This is a genomic window from Fodinisporobacter ferrooxydans (assembly GCF_022818495.1).
Classification (GTDB): Bacteria; Bacillota; Bacilli; order Tumebacillales; family MYW30-H2; genus Fodinisporobacter; species Fodinisporobacter ferrooxydans.
The window spans coordinates 354,125-374,044 of the sequence record NZ_CP089291.1 but is presented as its reverse complement, the minus strand read 5'-3'; the positions used below and the strand labels follow the sequence as shown (position 1 = coordinate 374,044).

Annotated in this window: 12 protein-coding genes, 3 tRNA genes, 2 rRNA genes and 1 riboswitch; of the genes, 14 read left to right on the top strand and 3 right to left on the bottom strand. The window is 47.9% G+C overall.

The window, feature by feature from the left end; translation table 11 throughout:
• Positions 1-61: 61 nt before the first annotated feature.
• Entirely contained in the window at positions 62-1,564 is a 1,503-nt protein-coding gene (locus LSG31_RS02055; protein ID WP_347437759.1) for a spore germination protein, read from the bottom strand.
• A gap of 207 nt (positions 1,565-1,771) precedes the next feature.
• On the opposite strand from LSG31_RS02055, the gene iadA reads away from it, so the two are divergent.
• Positions 1,772-3,001 carry a beta-aspartyl-peptidase gene (gene iadA, locus LSG31_RS02050; protein ID WP_347437758.1) on the top strand — a complete coding sequence of 410 codons (1,230 nt, stop codon included), beginning with the start codon at positions 1,772-1,774 and terminating at the stop codon, positions 2,999-3,001.
• A gap of 152 nt (positions 3,002-3,153) precedes the next feature.
• Here iadA and spoIIP read toward each other — a convergent pair whose 3' ends face one another.
• Positions 3,154-4,329, bottom strand: coding sequence for a stage II sporulation protein P (gene spoIIP, locus LSG31_RS02045; protein ID WP_347437757.1), 1,176 nt, complete (start codon positions 4,327-4,329; stop codon positions 3,154-3,156).
• Positions 4,330-4,488: 159 nt separating this feature from the next.
• Between spoIIP and LSG31_RS02040 the strand changes: the two genes are divergently transcribed.
• Together LSG31_RS02040 and LSG31_RS02035 are read left to right on the top strand one after the other, a co-directional pair.
• Positions 4,489-6,525, top strand: a complete 2,037-nt coding sequence (locus tag LSG31_RS02040) for a RecQ family ATP-dependent DNA helicase (protein WP_347437756.1) — start codon at positions 4,489-4,491, stop codon at positions 6,523-6,525.
• Positions 6,526-6,655: 130 nt separating this feature from the next.
• The gene (locus LSG31_RS02035) at positions 6,656-8,191 is read left to right on the top strand and encodes a fumarate hydratase (protein WP_347437755.1); all 1,536 of its coding nucleotides are present in this window, start codon (positions 6,656-6,658) and stop codon (positions 8,189-8,191) included.
• Between the two features lie 125 nt (positions 8,192-8,316).
• On the opposite strand, the gene LSG31_RS02030 is transcribed toward LSG31_RS02035, so the two are convergent.
• Positions 8,317-8,517, bottom strand: a complete 201-nt coding sequence (locus LSG31_RS02030) for a hypothetical protein (RefSeq protein WP_347437754.1) — start codon at positions 8,515-8,517, stop codon at positions 8,317-8,319.
• Positions 8,518-8,690: 173 nt separating this feature from the next.
• Here LSG31_RS02030 and LSG31_RS02025 point away from each other — a divergent pair, with 173 nt between their 5' ends.
• The 11 genes from LSG31_RS02025 to LSG31_RS01975 all read left to right on the top strand — a co-directional run bounded on the left by LSG31_RS02025 (position 8,691) and on the right by LSG31_RS01975 (position 19,910).
• On the top strand, positions 8,691-9,806 hold the full coding sequence (locus LSG31_RS02025) for an aminopeptidase (protein WP_347437753.1): 1,116 nt from the start codon (positions 8,691-8,693) through the stop codon (positions 9,804-9,806).
• 13 nt (positions 9,807-9,819) lie between these two features.
• Positions 9,820-10,926: an A/G-specific adenine glycosylase gene (gene mutY, locus LSG31_RS02020; RefSeq protein WP_347437752.1), complete on the top strand. Its 1,107-nt coding sequence runs from the start codon at positions 9,820-9,822 to the stop codon at positions 10,924-10,926.
• 170 nt (positions 10,927-11,096) lie between these two features.
• A complete protein-coding gene (locus tag LSG31_RS02015) occupies positions 11,097-11,228 on the top strand; it encodes an iron-sulfur cluster assembly accessory protein (RefSeq protein ID WP_347437751.1) in 132 nt (43 codons plus the stop codon).
• Between the two features lie 304 nt (positions 11,229-11,532).
• Entirely contained in the window at positions 11,533-12,180 is a 648-nt protein-coding gene (locus tag LSG31_RS02010; RefSeq protein WP_347437750.1) for a Bax inhibitor-1/YccA family protein, read from the top strand.
• 375 nt (positions 12,181-12,555) lie between these two features.
• The gene (locus LSG31_RS02005) at positions 12,556-13,263 is read left to right on the top strand and encodes a FadR/GntR family transcriptional regulator (RefSeq protein ID WP_347437749.1); all 708 of its coding nucleotides are present in this window, start codon (positions 12,556-12,558) and stop codon (positions 13,261-13,263) included.
• Positions 13,264-13,299: 36 nt separating this feature from the next.
• Positions 13,300-13,440: riboswitch (cyclic di-AMP (ydaO/yuaA leader) on the top strand.
• Between the two features lie 61 nt (positions 13,441-13,501).
• The gene (locus LSG31_RS02000; protein ID WP_347437748.1) at positions 13,502-13,969 is read left to right on the top strand and encodes an NAD-binding protein; all 468 of its coding nucleotides are present in this window, start codon (positions 13,502-13,504) and stop codon (positions 13,967-13,969) included.
• Between the two features lie 329 nt (positions 13,970-14,298).
• Positions 14,299-15,842, top strand: a 16S ribosomal RNA gene (locus tag LSG31_RS01995).
• Positions 15,843-16,485: 643 nt separating this feature from the next.
• Positions 16,486-19,548, top strand: a 23S ribosomal RNA gene (locus LSG31_RS01990).
• Together the 16S and 23S rRNA genes with 3 tRNA genes alongside form the textbook arrangement of a ribosomal RNA operon.
• 70 nt (positions 19,549-19,618) lie before the next feature.
• Positions 19,619-19,693 (top strand) — tRNA-Glu (locus tag LSG31_RS01985).
• A 64-nt stretch (positions 19,694-19,757) separates the two neighbouring features.
• Positions 19,758-19,833 (top strand) — tRNA-Phe (locus LSG31_RS01980).
• Between the two features lie 3 nt (positions 19,834-19,836).
• A tRNA-Gly gene (locus LSG31_RS01975) sits at positions 19,837-19,910 on the top strand.
• The last annotated feature ends 10 nt before the right edge of the window (positions 19,911-19,920 follow it).

Genomic DNA, 19,920 nt, shown 5'->3' with positions numbered 1-19,920 from the left:
GGGAACTCCTTTTCTCGTGCGTTCTTTTTCTCATTCTTTCATAGTTTAGCGTAGAAACGGTTCACTTCTTTGTAATGTCCTGGGTTTTTAAAATTTTCGGCCGATACATTTCAGCCGGAGCCGGCTGCCGGATCAAAATCTGCTTGACCCCGAGCCAATCAAACGGAAACAGCGGCCATAAATACGGGATGCCGAATGTTTTGACGTTTGCCATCCAGATAAACCATATAAGAATCCCGGCAATCAGGCCATACATATGGAAAAATCCGACGAGAATCAGCAAAGCGATGCGCGTCATCCGATTGGCATTGGAAAGTTCAATGCTCGATGTTGCAAAAGAACCGATGGTTGCCAGTGCGATATAGACCAATGCTTCTGAGGAAATCAATCCCACTTTAACGGTCAATTGTCCGAATACGATACCTGCGATCAAACCGATGGCAGAAGCAAGCGCCAAAGGTGTATTGATAATCGCCCTGCGCAGTATGTCCAGACCAATCTCTACAAAAAGCAACTGCCAAGGCAGAGAAATATGGTGTGAGCCTTTTTCCGGCCCGATAAACCACAGCCATTTTGGCAAAAATTTTGGATGCATCGCAAACTCCAGCCAAACAGCAGGCAAGAAGAGCGACATCAAGATCGCCAATAGGATCATCCAACGCATATATGTACCGACTGCCGGACGCATATGATAATCTTCCGGGTGATGCAAATGATGAAAAAAGGTCGTCGGAAGTATGATCACTTCCGGTGTTGTATCGACAAATATCACCACATGCCCTTGCAGCAAATAATTGGCTGCTATATCAGGACGTTCCGTATAGCGAACGAGGGGATATGGATTCCAGCGGGAACTCCACCGGGAATTTACCAGATATTCATCAAGGGACTGTTCGGCCATGGGAATTCCGTCAGTCGTAATGGTTTTCAAGCGTTCTTTTACTCTGCTTACCAAGTCTTTATTTGTCAAGTTTTCGATATACGAGATACAAATATCCGTCTTTGATCGTTCGCCGATTTGCGAGATTTCCATCCGCAAGTTTGGATCACGAATTCGCCTGCGTGTCAAAGCGGTATTTGTAATGAGTGTTTCGGTATAGGCATCCCGCGGTCCGCGCACGACTCGTTCCACTTCTGATTCGGAAGGGCTTCGCGCCGGATATACGCGAGTATCGACAACAACAGCTACATCATAGCCTTCGAGAAACCAAACCATGGGGCCGGCCAGTATTTGCGTCAGAGCTTTGCTCATATCTTTTTCCAGTGAGACCTGGACAAAGGAGATATGCGTATTTAAATATTCCGCCAGATTGTTCGGCTCAAATGATGGATTGTTTTTCGCAAAATTGATAATTTCTTTGCCAATATTGCGAACCAGCAGGAATATTCCGTTTGTCATAAAAAAACCGTTGACGCAATAACAGGCAGCTTTATGGTCATCGAAATGAAACTCTTTTGCAATAATATCGAAGCTTTTGCCTACGCCTAACGTTTCATCCAAGTAGTCGCGATTGAGTTTCAAGGATTTGTGAATCACTGTAGACGCTTGTTTTGTATTGTCCAAAAGCCTCCCCCTTTCCCCTTTCATTCGGTACTGCGCAATCGTGCATAGTATTGGTGGAAAATGGACATTCCATACATGTGAATAAGATGTTTTGGCGCGTGTCGAAAAAGCGGGCAAGCAAGGGTTTTGACTGTTTTTTAGTGGCTGCAACGCTTATGAAATACAGAAAATGAAATGCTCAACAGAATGAAAATGGGAGGAAGTACTGTGTTTACACTGATTCATGGAGCGGAAGTTTATACACCTGAATACAAAGGGAAGCAAGATATAGTCATCGCGTTTCATAAAATTGTCTGTATGGCTCCAACCATTCGGCGGGAACAGATCGCTCTCGATGGTGTGATCGATGTGGATGTTTTCGATGGGAGCGGATGCAAAATCGTGCCTGGGTTTATTGATCAGCATGTACATATTGCCGGCGGAGGCGGTGAAGGCGGATTTCAGAACCGTACGCCGGAAATTATGTTGAGCACTCTGACGACAGCAGGTATTACAACAGTTGTCGGTGTTTTGGGAACAGACGGAACGACCCGTTCTGTGGCAGGATTGTTGGCGAAGGCGCGCGGACTTGAATTGGAAGGAATCACGACGTTTATGTATTCCGGTGCGTATCAAGTGCCGACCCGGACAATTACAGACAACCCCAGGTCTGATTTGATATTAATCGATAAAGTCATCGGGATTGGCGAGATCGCCATTGCCGACCACCGCTCCACACATCCCAGCGATCAGGAATTGATCCGACTGGCAAGTGAAGCACGCGTCGGCGGCATGCTCGCAGGGAAGGCGGGCATTGTCCATATGCATGTAGGGGATGATCCGTCAGGACTTCAAGCTCTTTATGATATTTTGGAAAAAACGGATATTCCGATCACGCAATTTTGTCCCACACACTTGAACCGGCAGCCCAAACTCTTGGAGGAATCGGTGAATTACGGGAAGAAAGGCGGATACACAGATATTACTTCAGGCATTTTTCCTGATGCACATGACCATGTATCGGTAAAACCGAGCGAGGCGATCAAATATTTGCTGGACCATGGAGTCGATCTTGACCGAATCACGATGAGTTCCGACAGCAATGGCAGTTCGCCGATTTTTGATGAACATGGAAAATTGGTTGGCATGGGAATTTGTGAAGTGTCTACACTGTGGAGAGAAGCAAGGGATTGTGTAATAAAAGAAGGAATTTCCCTTCAGGATGCAGTACAAATCATCAGTACGAACGTCGCCGGAGTGCTGAAATTGCCGACCAAAGGGCGGATTGACGCAGGCATGGATGCGGATCTTGTCATGTTGGATGATGACTACCAAATTCGCCATGTATTCGCCAAAGGCACATGTGTGGTTCGGGATTATCAACCGGAAGTCTGGGGCACATTTGAACAGGCCATTCGCGGAAAAGATGTGAAGCAGGTCAAAGCGACAAGCAAATAGTGCTGATTAGCAGTCAGTTGATTTAGCGCCCGACGTATTCGCGGAAACAAAATCTTTCAGGGAGCAGGTGGGCAGACACTCCACCTGCTCACTGCTGTCTCTCTGTTTCTTTTGTCTCTCTGTTCCATTATGCTCAGCCTGCTGCAACGAGTTCACTGCTTGTGCCCGTCTTGCCACACGGATTGAATGACGTTTGCCAAAAGATCGGCAGCGCGGTTCTCTTCGTCCAATGTATTATAAGGTCCTCCGATTTCAATCAATACCATATTGGGATTCAGGTCCTGGTTATATGTGGTATCATAGCTGGGATTTTTTTGTTTAACCCAAATTCCTTCACTTAAGCCCGGCTGTCCATCTTTGCCGGGATACAATGTCTCCATTTTTTTATTCAGCAACGAGGCGAATTTCAGATTTTCTTGATAATTCGGATTCGCGCCGCCGATGATAAAGAAAATTCGGCTCACGGTTTTGCCGTCGATTACAGTTGTCGTTTTATCACGAGGGCCGGAATCCCGATGAATATCAAAAATCATGGACAATTGAGGGTATTTTTGCAATTCTTTTTCTACAGTTTTCCGCGAATACGGATAATCGCCGTATTTCCAATAGTCGTTGGTTGTCTGGATTGTCGTCAAACCGCGCGTATTCAGGTCTTCCGTGAGGCGTTCCCCGACCAGAGTGATATTGACATTCGGATCATACGCTTGATTCGGCTGCAATCCTTTTTCTAATTCCGGCAGAAATGATTCCCGGTTGTGCGTCTGATAAATGTATATTTGCGGCAGGGATTGTTTTCCTCCCCCCGGCAGTTGTGTATGCGGGTCTGTAGCGGATGGAGGGGCTGCCTGTCCGTTGCCCGGTTGTTTTGCTTGTGTGCCTGGATCTGTAGGCGGGTTGGTATACTTGTTCACATCTGTCGGATTATCCGTATGCAGCAAGTAGCCATTCGGATGCAGGACGGGAATTTGCGTGCTTAATAGCGACCATAAGTTGTTTGAATTGATATCCGTCAAAGCTGACAGCAAACGACTGAAAAAGGTTGTATTTGCAAGCAGAATGCCGGAAGGATTTTGCGCCGTATCCGTCTTGGCATTGGAAAATCCGGGAACTACATTGCCAAAGATCGTCTGTGAAAACACCGGCGGCCAAAAAGCTTGTACGTTTGCCGGAATTCCCAAACCCTTATTATTGGAACGTGTCGGGACTCGATAGTTAACGATGACTCCTGCTATAATAAATAAAGTTGCGAGTGTCATCGACAATACGACAATAAACACCCGGATGCGCGGATTGGCAGAGGAACGTTTTTTGCGAAATCGTTTTGTCATGGCAACTCCTTTACGATTCTCAGTAAAAATGTGATTTTCAAGCAGCTTGAACAACATCTTTTAAAATAAATGTATGAGAAATTTTAAAAATCCATGCTTGCAATAGATGAATATGAAAGGCAGTCAAAGCGCTGCAGGAGATAGGAGTGGGGAAAACGGGTGATTACTCGAAAACAAGCGTATGACACGTTGCAACATCGATTTGGTTATGCAAGTTTTCGCCCCGGACAGATGGAAGTGATTCGCTCTGTTTTTCAAAAACGGGACACATTGGGAATTATGAGTACCGGTGCGGGAAAGTCGTTATGCTATCAGTTTCCCAGTCTTTTTTTGCCGGGGATCACTCTGGTCATTTCACCGCTGATTGCTCTCATGCAGGACCAAGTGGACAGCTTGAAGAAAAAAGGCTATCAGGCAGTAACATATATCAACAGCGCATTACATCCGACAGAAGTAAAATTGCGCATTTCACAGACGCGGCAGGGACTGTACAAGATTTTGTATATCGCGCCGGAGCGGCTGCGCAGTCTGGAATTTCGCCGGGCATTGCAGACATTGGATATATCCTTGCTGGTTGTCGATGAGGCCCATTGCATATCCGAATGGGGCCATGACTTTCGAACCGATTACTTGGCGATTGGGGACATTCGGCAAGAGATTGGCACTCCTCCCATTCTTGCACTGACTGCGACAGCCACAACATTTGTGCGGAACGATATTGTCAAGCAGTTAAAAATGGTACATCCTGTGGTGGTTCAAAAAGGTCTTAATCGTCCCAATCTGTCCTTTTACTTTCGGGAATGCAAGACACGGGAAGAAAAATGGCTCTCCGGACTGCAGTTTCTACACTCCCAGACGGGCAAAGGAATCGTCTATATGCCCTCCCGCAACGAATGCGAACAGTTCAGCACGTTTCTTTCCCAATATTACTCCGCGACGGAAATCGCCTACTACCATGCAGGGTTGGAAGCAACAGACCGCATGCAGGTTCAGGAACGTTTTTCCAATGATCGGCTGCGCATTGTCGTGGCGACAAACGCGTTTGGCATGGGAATTGACAAAGCGGATATTCGCTATATCCTGCATTTGCATATGCCAAGCAGTATCGAAGCGTATTATCAGGAAGCTGGCCGGGCGGGACGAGATGGCGCACCGAGTGTTTGCGCTGTTTTTTATCAACCCCAAGACAGGGGAATTCACCAATATTTCTTAAAACGTGAATATCCGCAAGGTGAAGTGTATGACAGGGCGGTTGCTTGTATTTTGGCAGCTCCCTCTCTCTCCGGAAAGCGTCTCGAATGGGAATGGCTGTTGCAAGCACAAGCCGTTACACAGGACAATTGGGAGCTCTTATTTCATATCTGGGAGCAGCTTGGCTGTTTGGAACGCATCGACAGCGATGCACTTGGCATGTTGGTGGAAGTGGATTTGGAACGCTTGCAAACCTGTCGTTTTCAGACGCTGCGGTATTTGCAAAAATTAAAACATCGCCGTCAAGACAAACTGTTGGCGATGTATCGCCTACTACAGACGAATGTTTGCCGCCGACAGCAAATTCTCTCCTATTTTCAATCACAGCCCTCAATTCTTCCGAACGGATCGGACGAACTTCAGGATCATCCGCAGAGTTGGGAATCAAAGGGCAGGAAATCAATGGCGGATTCTTGCTGCGATATTTGCAATCACGGACTACAGTTCCATGTGCCAGGAAAAAATGCTGAACATGCATGGAAAACATCAGAAGAGCCAAATCTCTCGCATGCGGCGGCAGAAACAGCAGCCGCATGCGATCGTTTGGCAGATCCGGAAGCAAATCCGGCGCTTGCCGAACAAATGCTTGCCAAACAATCGGTCAAGCTCCTGACAGAAGATGAAGAAGCGCATCGGATCGGCGAGCAAAGGGATGATACACATCTTTGGCGGTTGTATGAACTGTTGGACAGTCCCAAAGTCAATACAAGGCGCCTGGCTTGCTCGGCGCTTGGAAAAATTGCCGCCGCGGAATCCGTTCCCTATCTGATACCGCGTCTGCAAGATTCCAATCCCCAAGTGCGACAATATGCATTGGTCGCATTAAAGAAAATCGGCAGCGATCTGGCTGAACATGCGGTGCGGAATTTGTTGCTGGCAGAAGAAAAAGAATATAACATTCGAGCTGCCAGAGAATATCTCGGGATGATCAAGTCTAGTGAATAGATGCTTTATAAATCTCTTCTTACAAATCTTTTCTATGAAAAACTTTTGTAATTTCGTTATAATAGAATTCGGAAAAAGAGATGCGCCCATGACAGGACACATCCATATCGGATAAAGGAGCCTGAAAATGATGAAAGCATTTAAAGAAAGCATTTTGAAACTGATTATTGAAACTTCTACGAATTTGCCGCCGGATGTACGCAGAGCGATTGCCAAAGCCAGAGTGGACGAAGAAGTAGGCACGCGTTCTTCGTTGGCATTGAGCACAATTGCAGAAAATATTTATATGGCAGAAACGGAGCAACAACCGATTTGTCAGGATACAGGTATGCCGACATTTGAGATTCACACACCGGTCGGCGCCAATCAGATCGTGATGAAACAAGCGATTCATGAAGCGATTGCGGAGGCGACAAAGCTCGGCAAATTGCGTCCAAACTCAGTCGATTCCTTGAACGGCAAAAATTCCGGAAACAATTTGGGACCAGGCACCCCGGTCATTCATTTTGAACAATGGGAAAAAGATGAAATTGAAGTCAAACTGATTTTAAAAGGCGGCGGTTGTGAAAATAAGAACATTCAGTACAGCTTGCCGACAGAGTTTGAGGGTCTCGGAAAAGCCGGCCGTGACCTGGATGGAATTCGCAAATGCATTCTTCATGCGGTATTTCAGGCGCAAGGACAAGGCTGCAGCGCCGGATTTATCGGCGTCGGGATCGGCGGGGACCGGACGACAGGATACCAATTGGCAAAAGAGCAATTATTCCGTAAAGCGGACGATGTAAACCCGATTCCTGAACTTGCCGATTTGGAAGCGTATATTATGGAGCATGCCAATGAATTGGGTATCGGAACAATGGGCTTTGGCGGAAAAGTCAGCTTGCTCGGCTGCAAAATCGGCGTCATGAACCGCTTGCCGGCCAGCTTCTTCGTATCTGTCGCGTATAACTGCTGGGCATTTCGCCGCCTCGGCGCCATCATTGATGCCGATACGGGAGAAATTAAAAACTGGTTATACAAAGAAGATGCAGCGGTTGAACAACAATCTGCCATCGAAGAAGCTGTCAAGCAATCGGATGAAGGCCGCGTCGTGTTGCAGGCGCCAATCACGGAAGAGCAGATTCGCTCATTGCGGGTGGGAGATGTCGTCGTGATCAATGGCACGATGCATACCGGGCGCGACGCATTGCACAAATATCTGATGGACCATGATGCGCCTGTGGATTTGCAAGGCGGGGTTATCTATCACTGCGGACCTGTCATGCTGAAAAAAGAGGATGGCAACTGGGAAGTAAAAGCTGCCGGACCTACGACAAGCAGCCGTGAAGAACCATACCAGGCAGATATTATCAAGAAATTTGGCATACGTGCTGTGATCGGCAAAGGCGGCATGGGGCCAAAGACGTTAAAAGGACTTGCGGAAAGCGGCGCAGTGTATTTGAATGCAATCGGCGGTGCGGCACAATATTATGCAAAATGTGTAAAAAATGTAGATGATGTTGACTTTTTGGAGGAATTTGGCGTGCCGGAAGCCATGTGGCATTTGCAGGTGGAAGGTTTCGTGGCAATCGTGACAATGGATTCCCACGGCAACAGTTTACATGCGGACGTACTTGATGATTCCGGCAAGAAGTTGTCAGATTTTGCAGGGACTGTTTTTAAATAATGGGCGGCCGCTTTTAAAGAATGAGCGCAATGCCGGGATCGTACAACCTTGAATGATCGATCATTGGGGATTCGGGTCATGGAAACACAACCCGAATCCTTTTTGCAATGATCTTGCGACTTGGATTACTTCAGGGATTGCATGACAGTATCCGCCATTTGATTGATTGCCTTGTCGGTGATTTGCCCGCCTGTATTCCCGCTCATGGCTCTGCGGGTGACTTCCCAAGCAGCAATGCCGACAGTTGCCCCGACGAGCATGGATGTAAACATGCCCATCCCGTTATTCCTTCTGCGAGGCATAAATGTATTCATCAGTTCGAACATTCTACACACCTCCCCGCTATAGTTTGTGCAGCGTGCCATGCGGATTACCCATCCTTGTTTTTACAAAAGAAAAGGGGCAAGTAATTTGTGTTGTTTTTACAAAGAATAAGGTATAGACTGCAAGTAATAAAAAGTAAGCAATAAAATGTTTGAACACGGGAGGCGATGCTTATATGAGGGATCCAAGAATCGAACAATTGGCGCAAACTTTGATTCAATATAGCGTGAAGCTGCAGCAAGGAGAAAAGGTGCTGATCGAAGTATTTGATTCGGCGTTGCCGCTTGCGCAAGAACTCGTCAGGCAAGCGTATCTGGCCGGCGGGCAGCCGTTTGTTACAAACAAAAATAATGAGTTGCTGCGGGCGATTTTGCTGGAATGTACGGAAGAGCAAATCAAAACGATGGCAAAATATGAAGTCGATCGAATGAAAGACATGGATGCGTATATCGGCATCCGGGCAGGCGCCAATATTAATGAACTGGCGGATGTTCCGGCAGATAAAATGAAGATTTGGTCCAAATTTTATCAAACGCCGGTGCACTTTGATGAACGGGTAAAACGCACCAAATGGTGTATTTTGCGCTACCCGAACCATTCGATGGCGCAATTGGCCAATATGAGTACAGCGGCGTTTGCCGATTTTTACTTCGATGTATGCTGCCTCGATTATCAGAAGATGTCCAAATCAATGGATGTATTGGCAGCATTGATGAACCGGACAGATCGTGTACATATCGTCGGACCAGGGACTGATTTGGCGTTTTCCATTAAAGATATCCCGGCAGTCAAATGCGCAGGTGAAATGAATATTCCGGATGGTGAAGTGTATACGGCACCCGTTCGGGATTCGGTGAACGGACATATTACGTTCAATACGCCGTCACCTTATTCCGGATTTACGTTCGAACAAGTGCATCTGGAATTTCAAAATGGAAAGATCATCAATGCGACCGCCAATGATACAAAACGCATCACGGAAGTTTTCGATACGGATGAAGGGGCGCGTTATGTTGGAGAATTCAGCATTGCCGTCAATCCCTACATATTGCATCCGATGAAAGATATTTTATTTGATGAAAAAATCGCCGGCAGCTTCCATTTTACACCGGGAAATTGCTATGACGATGCGTACAATGGCAATCAGTCTTCCATTCACTGGGATATGGTGTGTATACAAAGGCCGGAATACGGCGGCGGCGAGATTTATTTCGATGATGTATTGATTCGCAAAGACGGGCTGTTTGTGATCGATAAATTGAAATGTCTCAACCCTGAAAATTTAAAATAACTGGTGAAATCGATTGAAACATACACAGAGATATGATCAGCATCAGGCAATGGCGTTTGCAGACCTTTTGGTGCAATGGTATGAAAAAAACAAACGTCAACTGCCGTGGAGAAGAGAACGGGATCCGTATCGAATATGGGTATCGGAAATCATGCTGCAGCAGACTCGCGTAGAAGCTGTCATTCCCTATTACGAACGATTTATGGAGCAGTTCCCCACACTTCAGGAACTGGCGGACGCACCGGAAGACCGCGTTTTAAAAGCGTGGGAAGGTTTGGGGTATTATTCCCGTGCGCGCAATTTGCATCAAGCGGTGCGGGAAGTACAAACACATTATAATGGAATCGTACCGGATGAGCCGGATGCCATGGGAAACTTGCCAGGCGTTGGCCCGTATACGTTGGGTGCAGTCCTTAGCATCGCATATAATAAGGAAATTCCCGCTGTAGACGGAAATGTCATGCGCGTGATTTCCCGCGTATTTTATTTGTACGATGATATTGGCAAACAAAAAACACGGAAAACGATTGAGCAGATGGTTCAGCAGATGATTCCAACCGGAAAAGCAAGCCAGTTTAACCAAGGTCTCATGGAACTCGGCGCGCTTGTATGCATTCCCGGCAATCCGCGCTGTTTGGGCTGCCCGGTTCAAACCGTCTGTCGGGCATACGCGGAAGGCGTACAAAAAGAGCTGCCTGTCAAAGAAAAAAAGAAACCGCCCCGGGAACAACAGATCGTTGTCCCGCTGATCGAGCAGGAGCGGAAGATTTGGATAAACCGCCGTTCCAATGAGGGCTTGCTGGCCGGATTATGGCAGTTGCCTACATATGAGGTGACAGGAGAGGATGAGCCAACATCACTGCAAACCTCTTTTTATGAACAATATGGTTTCCGATTGCAAATAGGTGAGCGTTTTTTTACGGTACAACACGTATTTTCTCATATTAAATGGAACATGAATGTGTATAAATGTTTCCTGTCAGAGAGCGAGCAATCGCTCCTGGCGCAAGTTTCAGATAAAGACAGCGGCCACTGTTTTGTACCGATTGAGGAGTTGGAACAATTTACGTTTCCGAATGTTCATCTGAAAATTCTTTCAAAGTGGAAGGGGATGGAGTGAAAATTATGGATAAACAGCCGTTTTTCGTATCGGAAGAAGCAGCGAAGAAGTTGAAAGACATTTTGGCGGGTGAGTCGGAAAGCACGGGTGTCCGTGTATCTGTCGTACCTGGCTGAGGCGGGGCATCATTCAAACTGACTCTGGATGAGTCAATAACCGGTGATCAAACGTTGCACATGCAAGATATTGCTTTTTATATCGACCCATTTGCTCTGAATTATCTGCAGAGCCTTTCGATTGATTATGATGTGGAACAGGACGAATTCATGATCAGCAGGCCAAACGGATTGTCCGGGTGTTAACAATTGCCGGAATTGGATAAAATGATAATTAAAGTATCTTGTACTATCGGAAAGTAAAAATTTTAGATGTCAATAGTATAATCCCCACATGGGGATAAGTCTCGACTCAAGCGCTAAAGCACTGCGCCGAAAAGTTTGGCGAAAAAGGTTGACGAAGCTAATGGTTTCAGCAGTATGAATCAGGAGGGCAAGCCATATATAAGTAATAGAAACATGTGGCGGCAGCAGGATCGGCCAAAATCAGCGAGAATTAGTGAAAAAATTGCAATTTTGTTATACAATACGATTTAAGGAGGGATTCTCTATGTATGATTATGGTTCTGTGTCACAACGGCAGTATGGGCCTGCACGCGTGTTGCCGAGCTTTTTCTTGAGCTTGTTGATCGGTACGATTGGACTATATGCAGGACAATTTGTACCGGGCGCTTTCTTTCTGCCGCTCTCGATCATTGAAGTAGTCATGATCTTCGCTGCTACTTTCATGCGGCGCAGAAGAGCAGTCGGGTTCGCTTTTGTCTATACGTTCACATTTATTTCGGGCATGACATTGTTCCCGATTGTTTATAATTTTGCGTATCAATATGGAATTGACATCATTTACCGTGCATTTCTAGTAACAGTCATCGCCTTTGGCGGTGCAGCCGCGTATGCAGCCATATCCAAGGCAAATTTTAATTTCTTGGGCGGATTTTTGTTTATGGGCGTGCTTGCGCTTGTGGGGATGGGGATTGTAAACATTTTTATTCCGTTCTCCACGCAAGCGGAAATGATATACAGTGTAATCGGCATCCTCATCTTTATCGGCTATGTATTGTTTGATGTAAGCCGAATTGCCCGTTATGGCGTGGCGCAGGAAGACGTACCGCTGGTTGTTTTAAGTCTTTATCTGGATTTCGTAAACCTGTTTATTTTTATCTTGCGCTTTTTTGGAGTAAGTTTACGCAGAGACTAAAATTTTCTTTCCATTACGAACCTCGCCTTGCGCGGGGTTTTTCTTTCTTTTGGATTTTCTCTTCTGCAGTAGGTTCTTTTTAGACAGATGTTATATTTTAGAACGTTTTTTTAATATAGAAGAGAAAATAAGTTCTTGCAGTGCGTGTTCAAAACTTTCATGGCCTTATGGCCATCACATGATATGAAAATGTTATTTTCGTATAAAAAGTGGTTAAGTAAGACACAAGGAGTGCTTCGACAAAGCAATCCGCCGTGGAGTTTTGACTGCTTTTTGAACATCCTCTTGTAAGCGAATGCGCTGGTTTTCTATAATTAATGAGAATCACATAGTATGTGTGTTTATGGGGATTGACGATGAAAGGTTCGTGTGACCATGGAAGTAAAAAAAATTCGGTCAAAAAAAATTTACGAACAAGTGGCGGATCAGATACGCCAAATGATTGCAGCAGGTGAACTGAAGCCGGGAGATAAGTTGCCGCCGCTAAAAGAATTGTCTGTACAGTTCGGTGTGAGCCGTGCAACAGTCCGTGAAGCTTTTAGCGCTCTGCAGGGGATGGGTCTGATAGATCTTCGTCACGGGGAAGGGACATTTGTCCATACGGTTGATGTGGAAAGAATTACACAGCCGATGAATGCAGCCTTTTTGCTTGGCGTAAATCACATGAATGAATTGATGGACGTTTGTTTTTTAATGGAAACAGGGATTGCCAAATTTGCAGCAGAACGAAGGAATGAAGAAGATCTTTCGAAATTGGCACAAATGTTGTTCAATTTGGAAATAGCAACAGATCCGGAGATTCGGGCCCGTGAAGATATATATTTTCATATCTATCTTGCAGAAGCAACTCATAATTCGATTTTTATGAATTACATGTCCATTATTGCGGAGCCTTTGCGCAGTGTGATTCAACTCGTACATAATGAAACACAATATTTGCATATCGTTTTAAAACAATTGCAGGATATATATGATGCAGTGAAACGGCAGCAGCCCAATTTGGCGGAGCAAACCATGCGGGAATATTTGCAGGTCGTTCATAAAAACTGGCTGACTACAAGAGAAAAGAACCTCAATATATGACGTTTTTTTGAATTTGGTGATATAATAGTACTATACAATTGCATAAAGCCGAATCTCAAAACAATGAGAACGGAGGAACCACTTTTTGGGGTGAATTCTGTTTGTTTGCAGAAAGGATGTATGTTCCTTGCCGTCCTAACCCGTCAGCTAACTTCGTAGGCAATTGCAAGGAGGTCAGTAGGACCTTCTAAAATTGTAGGTCTTTTTTGTTTTGCACAAAAACAGGAGTTGATTGAATATGCCAAATGTATTGGTATCAACCATCCGAACAGTCGGAATTGTTTATGCACAATCCCTTGTCCAATCAGAAAATCGCGTGTCGATTTTGGATTGCCGATCGGAACACTCGAAGTGGGTTCAAAAACATAGTGAAGGATTGCATGTCTTACAGGTGGAATCAAAGCGATCGGCATTTCATGAGCACTCATCTTTAAGGCAGTTTGATGTTGCAATAGTATTTGAAGATGATATTGTGGAAACGGCTCTTATCGTACAATCATTAAAGGAAGCGAAAATTCCGTATGTAATCGTTGTTGCAGAAAAAAGGCCGAATGCAGCCGCATATCGAAGCGTTGGCGCGGATCGAGTGATTTCTCCCGATATGATCTTGAATGAACCGATGGAGATTTGCCAGCCGTCTTTACATGTTCACAATCAACATCAGTACGGATCGGACCATCTGTATCTGGAAGAAGCAGCAAAATAATTTTTGATATCGGAATGGTGAATTGTAAATTACTATGATTTGCCATGGATTTTATGTTTGACAAAATGAATAATGTTTGATATATTGATAAACGTCGCTTCGACAGTATGTCATTGAAGATAACTGGAATACTATTGATGATTGGAATACTATTTAAGAAGTTCCTTGAAAACTAAACAAGTGCAGGGAGTTATTATGTAACTCCTGTCATTAGTCAGTATTGATTCTGACAGGGTCAAATGCTTCGGTTGCTAAGCGATTTTTTGTGGAAACTTCAACGACCTTCGGTTGCGGAGTAAATTCACACGAAGTGCTGAAGCACTAAGTGTTCATTTGAGAGTTTGATCCTGGCTCAGGACGAACGCTGGCGGCGTGCCTAATACATGCAAGTCGCGCGGACGATGCAAAGCTTGCTTTGCATTGTTAGCGGCGGACGGGTGAGTAACACGTGGGCAACCTGCCGAATCGTTTGGGATAACACCCGGAAACGGGTGCTAATACCGGATAGTTTCTTCCTTCGCATGAAGGGAGACGAAAAGGTCCGTTCGGACCGCGATTCGATGGGCCCGCGGCGCATTAGCTAGTTGGTGGGGTAACGGCTCACCAAGGCGACGATGCGTAGCCGACCTGAGAGGGTGACCGGCCACACTGGGACTGAGACACGGCCCAGACTCCTACGGGAGGCAGCAGTAGGGAATCTTCCGCAATGGGCGCAAGCCTGACGGAGCAACGCCGCGTGAGTGATGAAGGCCTTCGGGTTGTAAAACTCTGTCTTCGGAGACGAACCCGTACGGGAGGAAATGCCCGTGCGTTGACGGTATCCGAGGAGGAAGCCCCGGCTAACTACGTGCCAGCAGCCGCGGTAATACGTAGGGGGCAAGCGTTGTCCGGAATCACTGGGCGTAAAGCGCGCGCAGGCGGCATTTCACGTCTGGGGTGAAAGTCCAGAGCTCAACTCTGGGATGGCCTTGGAAACGGGAGTGCTTGAGCGTCGGAGAGGTAAGGGGAATTCCACGTGTAGCGGTGAAATGCGTAGAGATGTGGAGGAACACCAGTGGCGAAGGCGCCTTACTGGCCGATTGCTGACGCTGAGGCGCGAAAGCGTGGGGAGCAAACAGGATTAGATACCCTGGTAGTCCACGCCGTAAACGATGAGTGCTAGGTGTTGGAGGGTACCACCTCCAGTGCCGAAGCTAACGCATTAAGCACTCCGCCTGGGGAGTACGGTCGCAAGACTGAAACTCAAAGGAATTGACGGGGGCCCGCACAAGCAGTGGAGCATGTGGTTTAATTCGAAGCAACGCGAAGAACCTTACCAGGTCTTGACATCCCGCTGACCGGTGTAGCGATACACCTTCCCTTCGGGGCAGCGGTGACAGGTGGTGCATGGTTGTCGTCAGCTCGTGTCGTGAGATGTTGGGTTAAGTCCCGCAACGAGCGCAACCCTTGATCTGTGTTGCCAGCATTCAGTTGGGCACTCACAGGTGACTGCCGGCGACAAGCCGGAGGAAGGCGGGGATGACGTCAAATCATCATGCCCCTTATGACCTGGGCTACACACGTGCTACAATGGGCGGTACAACGGGATGCGAAGCCGCAAGGCGGAGCCAACCCCTGAAAACCGTTCACAGTTCGGATTGCAGGCTGCAACCCGCCTGCATGAAGCCGGAATTGCTAGTAATCGCGGATCAGCATGCCGCGGTGAATCCGTTCCCGGGCCTTGTACACACCGCCCGTCACACCACGAGAGTTGACAACACCCGAAGTCGGTGGGGCAACCATTTGGGGCCAGCCGCCGAAGGTGGGGTCGATGATTGGGGTGAAGTCGTAACAAGGTAGCCGTATCGGAAGGTGCGGCTGGATCACCTCCTTTCTAAGGAATATAAGTCCCTTATGGGGATGCGAAAAAGAATGTTTGTGTTACACGAACATTGCCCTGCACTTGGTTAGTTTTGAGGGAACCTCCCTCAACTGGAAACATCTGATGGTTGCATCGCCGGATGCAGCGTATTAAGATGGATTTCCTGCTTCCGCAAGGAAGCGTGAATATGGAATGGCTTTTTTATGTTCTTTGTTCTTGATGTTCTTTGAAAACTGGATAGCGAATTCTATCGTATACAGGATGAATACAATGCGTGGTAACTGCGCAAGCAGTACACAATTTCATCAAATGTTTTACCCGAGCGCTTAACGATTTTTTGGTATGCATGTTTTATGCAGCACCAAACTGCGACTCGCTAGCGGCGAGAAGTGCTAGGAAGAGATTTCGTGAAGAAGTGAGCGTAATGGAATTACGTGAACGATGAACGAAAGATCTGACAACGCAATTCGAAGCCGATAGGTAGAGTCGCCTAGGTTTGGAAAAGGGAAAGAATCATTTGCCGCCAAACTGCGACTCGCTAGCGGCAAGAAGTGCTAGGAAGAGATTTCGTGAAGAAGTGAGCATAATGGAATTATGTGAACGATGAACGAAAGATCTGACAACGCAATTCGAAGCCGATAGGTAGAGTCGCCTAGGTTAAGTTAGTAAGGGCGCATGGTGGATGCCTAGGTGCCAGGTGCCGATGAAGGACGGAGCGAACGCCGAAACGCCCCGGGGAGCTGTAAGCAAGCGTTGATCCGGGGATCTCCGAATGGGGCAACCCCCTGCGGTTCATACCGCAGGATTCCGATCTGAATCCATAGGGTCGGAAAGGTACACCAGGGGAACTGAAACATCTAAGTACCCTGAGGAAAAGAAAACAACAGTGATTCCCTAAGTAGCGGCGAGCGAACGGGGAATAGCCCAAACCGCACATGCTTGCATGTGCGGGGTTGCGGGGCGTCTCATACGAAGTTATCAATCCATTGGGTAGGAGAACGGCCTGGAACGGCCGATCGCAGAGGGTGACAATCCCGTATCTGAAACCAAATGGACTTCGAGACGAACCCCAAGTACCGCGGGACACGTGAAATCCCGTGGGAATCCGGGAGGACCACCTCCTAAGGCTAAATACACCCTGGCAACCGATAGTGAACCAGTACCGTGAGGGAAAGGTGAAAAGCACCCCGGGAGGGGAGTGAAACAGAACCTGAAACCATGTGCCTACAATCAGTCGGAGGGCCATACCACCCCAAAAAGTATTACTTTTCGGGGACCCCGGTTAGCCTGACGGCGTGCCTTTTGTAGAATGAACCGGCGAGTGATGGTCGCAAGCGAGGTTAAAGCGAGAAGCTGGAGCCGTAGCGAAAGCGCGTCTGAAAAGGGCGGCAGTTTGCGGTCATCGACCCGAAACCGGGTGATCTACCCCTGGTCAGGGTGAAGTTGCGGTAAAACGCAATGGAGGCCCGAACCCACTGACGTTGAAAAGTCAGGGGATGAACTGGGGGTAGGGGAGAAATTCCAATCGAACTCGGAGATAGCTGGTTCTCCCCGAAATAGCTTTAGGGCTAGCGTTGGAGCGAGAGGGATGGAGGTAGAGCACTGATTGGGCTAGGGGCCTGTCCAAGGTTACCGAACTCAGTCAAACTCCGAATGCCGTTTCCTTATCTCCAGCAGTCAGACTACGAGTGCTAAGATCCGTGGTCAAAAGGGAAACAGCCCAGACCATCAGCTAAGGTCCCCAAGTTCCGGTTAAGTGGGAAACGATGTGGCGGTGCACAGACAACCAGGATGTTGGCTTAGAAGCAGCCACCATTGAAAGAGTGCGTAATAGCTCACTGGTCGAGTGACGCTGCGCGGAAAATGTAACGGGGCTAAACCGGACACCGAAGCTATGGATGTGCCTGTCGGCACGTGGTAGGGGAGCGTTCTCAGCGAGTGGAAGTCAGACCGGAAGGTCTGGTGGATGGCTGAGAAGTGAGAATGCCGGTATAAGTAGCGAAAAGACAGGTGAGAATCCTGTCCACCGAAAGCCTAAGGGTTCCTGGGGAAGGCTCGTCCTCCCAGGGTTAGTCGGGACCTAAGCCGAGGCCGAAAGGCGTAGGCGATGGACAACTGGTGGAAATTCCAGTACCACCGTGTCACCGTTCCCATCTATGATTTACATCAATGAATGGGTCCCCGCGAAAGTAATCGGAATACGCTTCGAAGCGTTCCGTCACTTTCGTGGGAGAATTAGCAATGGAGTGACGCAGGAGGATAGGGTGAGCGGCCTGTTGGATGGCCGTGCAAGCAGCAAGGCTGGGAGATTGGCAAATCCGTCTTCCATACGGTCAAGCTGTGATGCCGAGCGAAATTGTAGTAGCGAAGTCCCTGATTTCACACTGCCAAGAAAAGCTTCTAGCGAGGGGACCGGTGCCCGTACCGCAAACCGACACAGGTAGGCGAGGAGAGAATCCTCAGGTGCGCGGGAAAACTCTCGTTAAGGAACTCGGCAAAATGGCCCCGTAACTTCGGGAGAAGGGGCGCTCTGGTAGGGTGTTCTTTACGAATGCCTGAGAGAGCCGCAGTGAAAAGGCCCAAGCGACTGTTTAGCAAAAACACAGGTCTCTGCTAAGCCGAAAGGCGATGTATAGGGGCTGACGCCTGCCCGGTGCTGGAAGGTTAAGAGGAGGGGTTATCCCTTGCGGGAGAAGCTCTGAATTGAAGCCCCAGTAAACGGCGGCCGTAACTATAACGGTCCTAAGGTAGCGAAATTCCTTGTCAGGTAAGTTCTGACCCGCACGAATGGCGTAACGACTTGGGCGCTGTCTCAACGAGAGACCCGGTGAAATTGTAGTACCTGTGAAGATGCAGGTTACCCGCGGCTAGACGGAAAGACCCCGTGGAGCTTGACTGTAGCTTGATATGGAAGTTGGGTACTTCATGTACAGGATAGGTGGGAGACTGCGAAGCCAGGGCGCCAGCCTTGGTGGAGTCAATCTTGGGATACCACCCTTGAAGTATCCGGCTTCTAACTCGACGCCCTGAAGCGGGTGTGAGGACAGTGTCAGGTGGGCAGTTTGACTGGGGCGGTCGCCTCCCAAAGCGTAACGGAGGCGCCCAAGGGTTCCCTCAGCGCGGTTGGAAATCGCGCGGCGAGTGCAAAGGCAAAAGGGAGCTTGACTGCGAGACTTACAAGTCGAGCAGGGACGAAAGTCGGGCTTAGTGATCCGGCGGTGCCGAGTGGAAGGGCCGTCGCTCAACGGATAAAAGCTACCCCGGGGATAACAGGCTTATCTCCCCCAAGAGTCCACATCGACGGGGAGGTTTGGCACCTCGATGTCGGCTCATCGCATCCTGGGGCTGAAGTCGGTCCCAAGGGTTGGGCTGTTCGCCCATTAAAGCGGTACGCGAGCTGGGTTCAGAACGTCGTGAGACAGTTCGGTCCCTATCTGCCGCGGGCGCAGGAAATTTGAGAAGTGCTGTCCTTAGTACGAGAGGACCGGGATGGACCGACCGCTGGTGTCTCAGTTGTGGTGCCAACTGCATCGCTGAGTAGCCAAGTCGGGACGGGATAAGCGCTGAAAGCATCTAAGCGCGAAGCCCGCTTCAAGATGAGATTTCCCACTAGGAAGCTAGGTAAGACCCCATGAAGAAGACATGGTTGATAGGTCTGGAGTGTACGTGTGGCGACACATTGAGCTGACAGATACTAATCGGTCGAGGACTTAACCTATACGATAAGGCATAAGTGCGCAAAGGGTACGGTAGAATTCGCATCTGGTTTTGAAAGTACATTTTTGTTTGGCCCCATGGTCAAGCGGTTAAGACACCGCCCTTTCACGGCGGTAACAGGGGTTCGAATCCCCTTGGGGTCACCAACAGAAAATAAATATATTGAAATTTATATTTGTTTTTGATATTATAATGTCTGTCGTTTGTAAAGGCTCGGTAGCTCAGTCGGTAGAGCAGAGGACTGAAAATCCTCGTGTCGGCGGTTCGATTCCGTCCCGAGCCACCATTTGCGGGCGTAGTTTAGTGGTAAAACAAGAGCTTCCCAAGCTCTGGTCGAGGGTTCGATTCCCTTCGCCCGCTCCATTCACTGCAG

What these genes read in the sequence shown, in the direction of transcription:
- LSG31_RS02000 (WP_347437748.1), top strand. Translation starts at nt 13,502, where the DNA reads ATGCCAAATGTATTGGTATCAACCATCCGAACAGTCGGAATTGTTTAT.
- LSG31_RS02035 (WP_347437755.1), top strand. Translation starts at nt 6,656, where the DNA reads ATGAAAGCATTTAAAGAAAGCATTTTGAAACTGATTATTGAAACTTCT.
- LSG31_RS02005 (WP_347437749.1), top strand. Translation starts at nt 12,556, where the DNA reads ATGGAAGTAAAAAAAATTCGGTCAAAAAAAATTTACGAACAAGTGGCG.
- LSG31_RS02025 (WP_347437753.1), top strand. Translation starts at nt 8,691, where the DNA reads ATGAGGGATCCAAGAATCGAACAATTGGCGCAAACTTTGATTCAATAT.
- spoIIP (WP_347437757.1), bottom strand. Translation starts at nt 4,329, where the DNA reads ATGACAAAACGATTTCGCAAAAAACGTTCCTCTGCCAATCCGCGCATC.
- LSG31_RS02030 (WP_347437754.1), bottom strand. Translation starts at nt 8,517, where the DNA reads ATGTTCGAACTGATGAATACATTTATGCCTCGCAGAAGGAATAACGGG.
- LSG31_RS02010 (WP_347437750.1), top strand. Translation starts at nt 11,533, where the DNA reads ATGTATGATTATGGTTCTGTGTCACAACGGCAGTATGGGCCTGCACGC.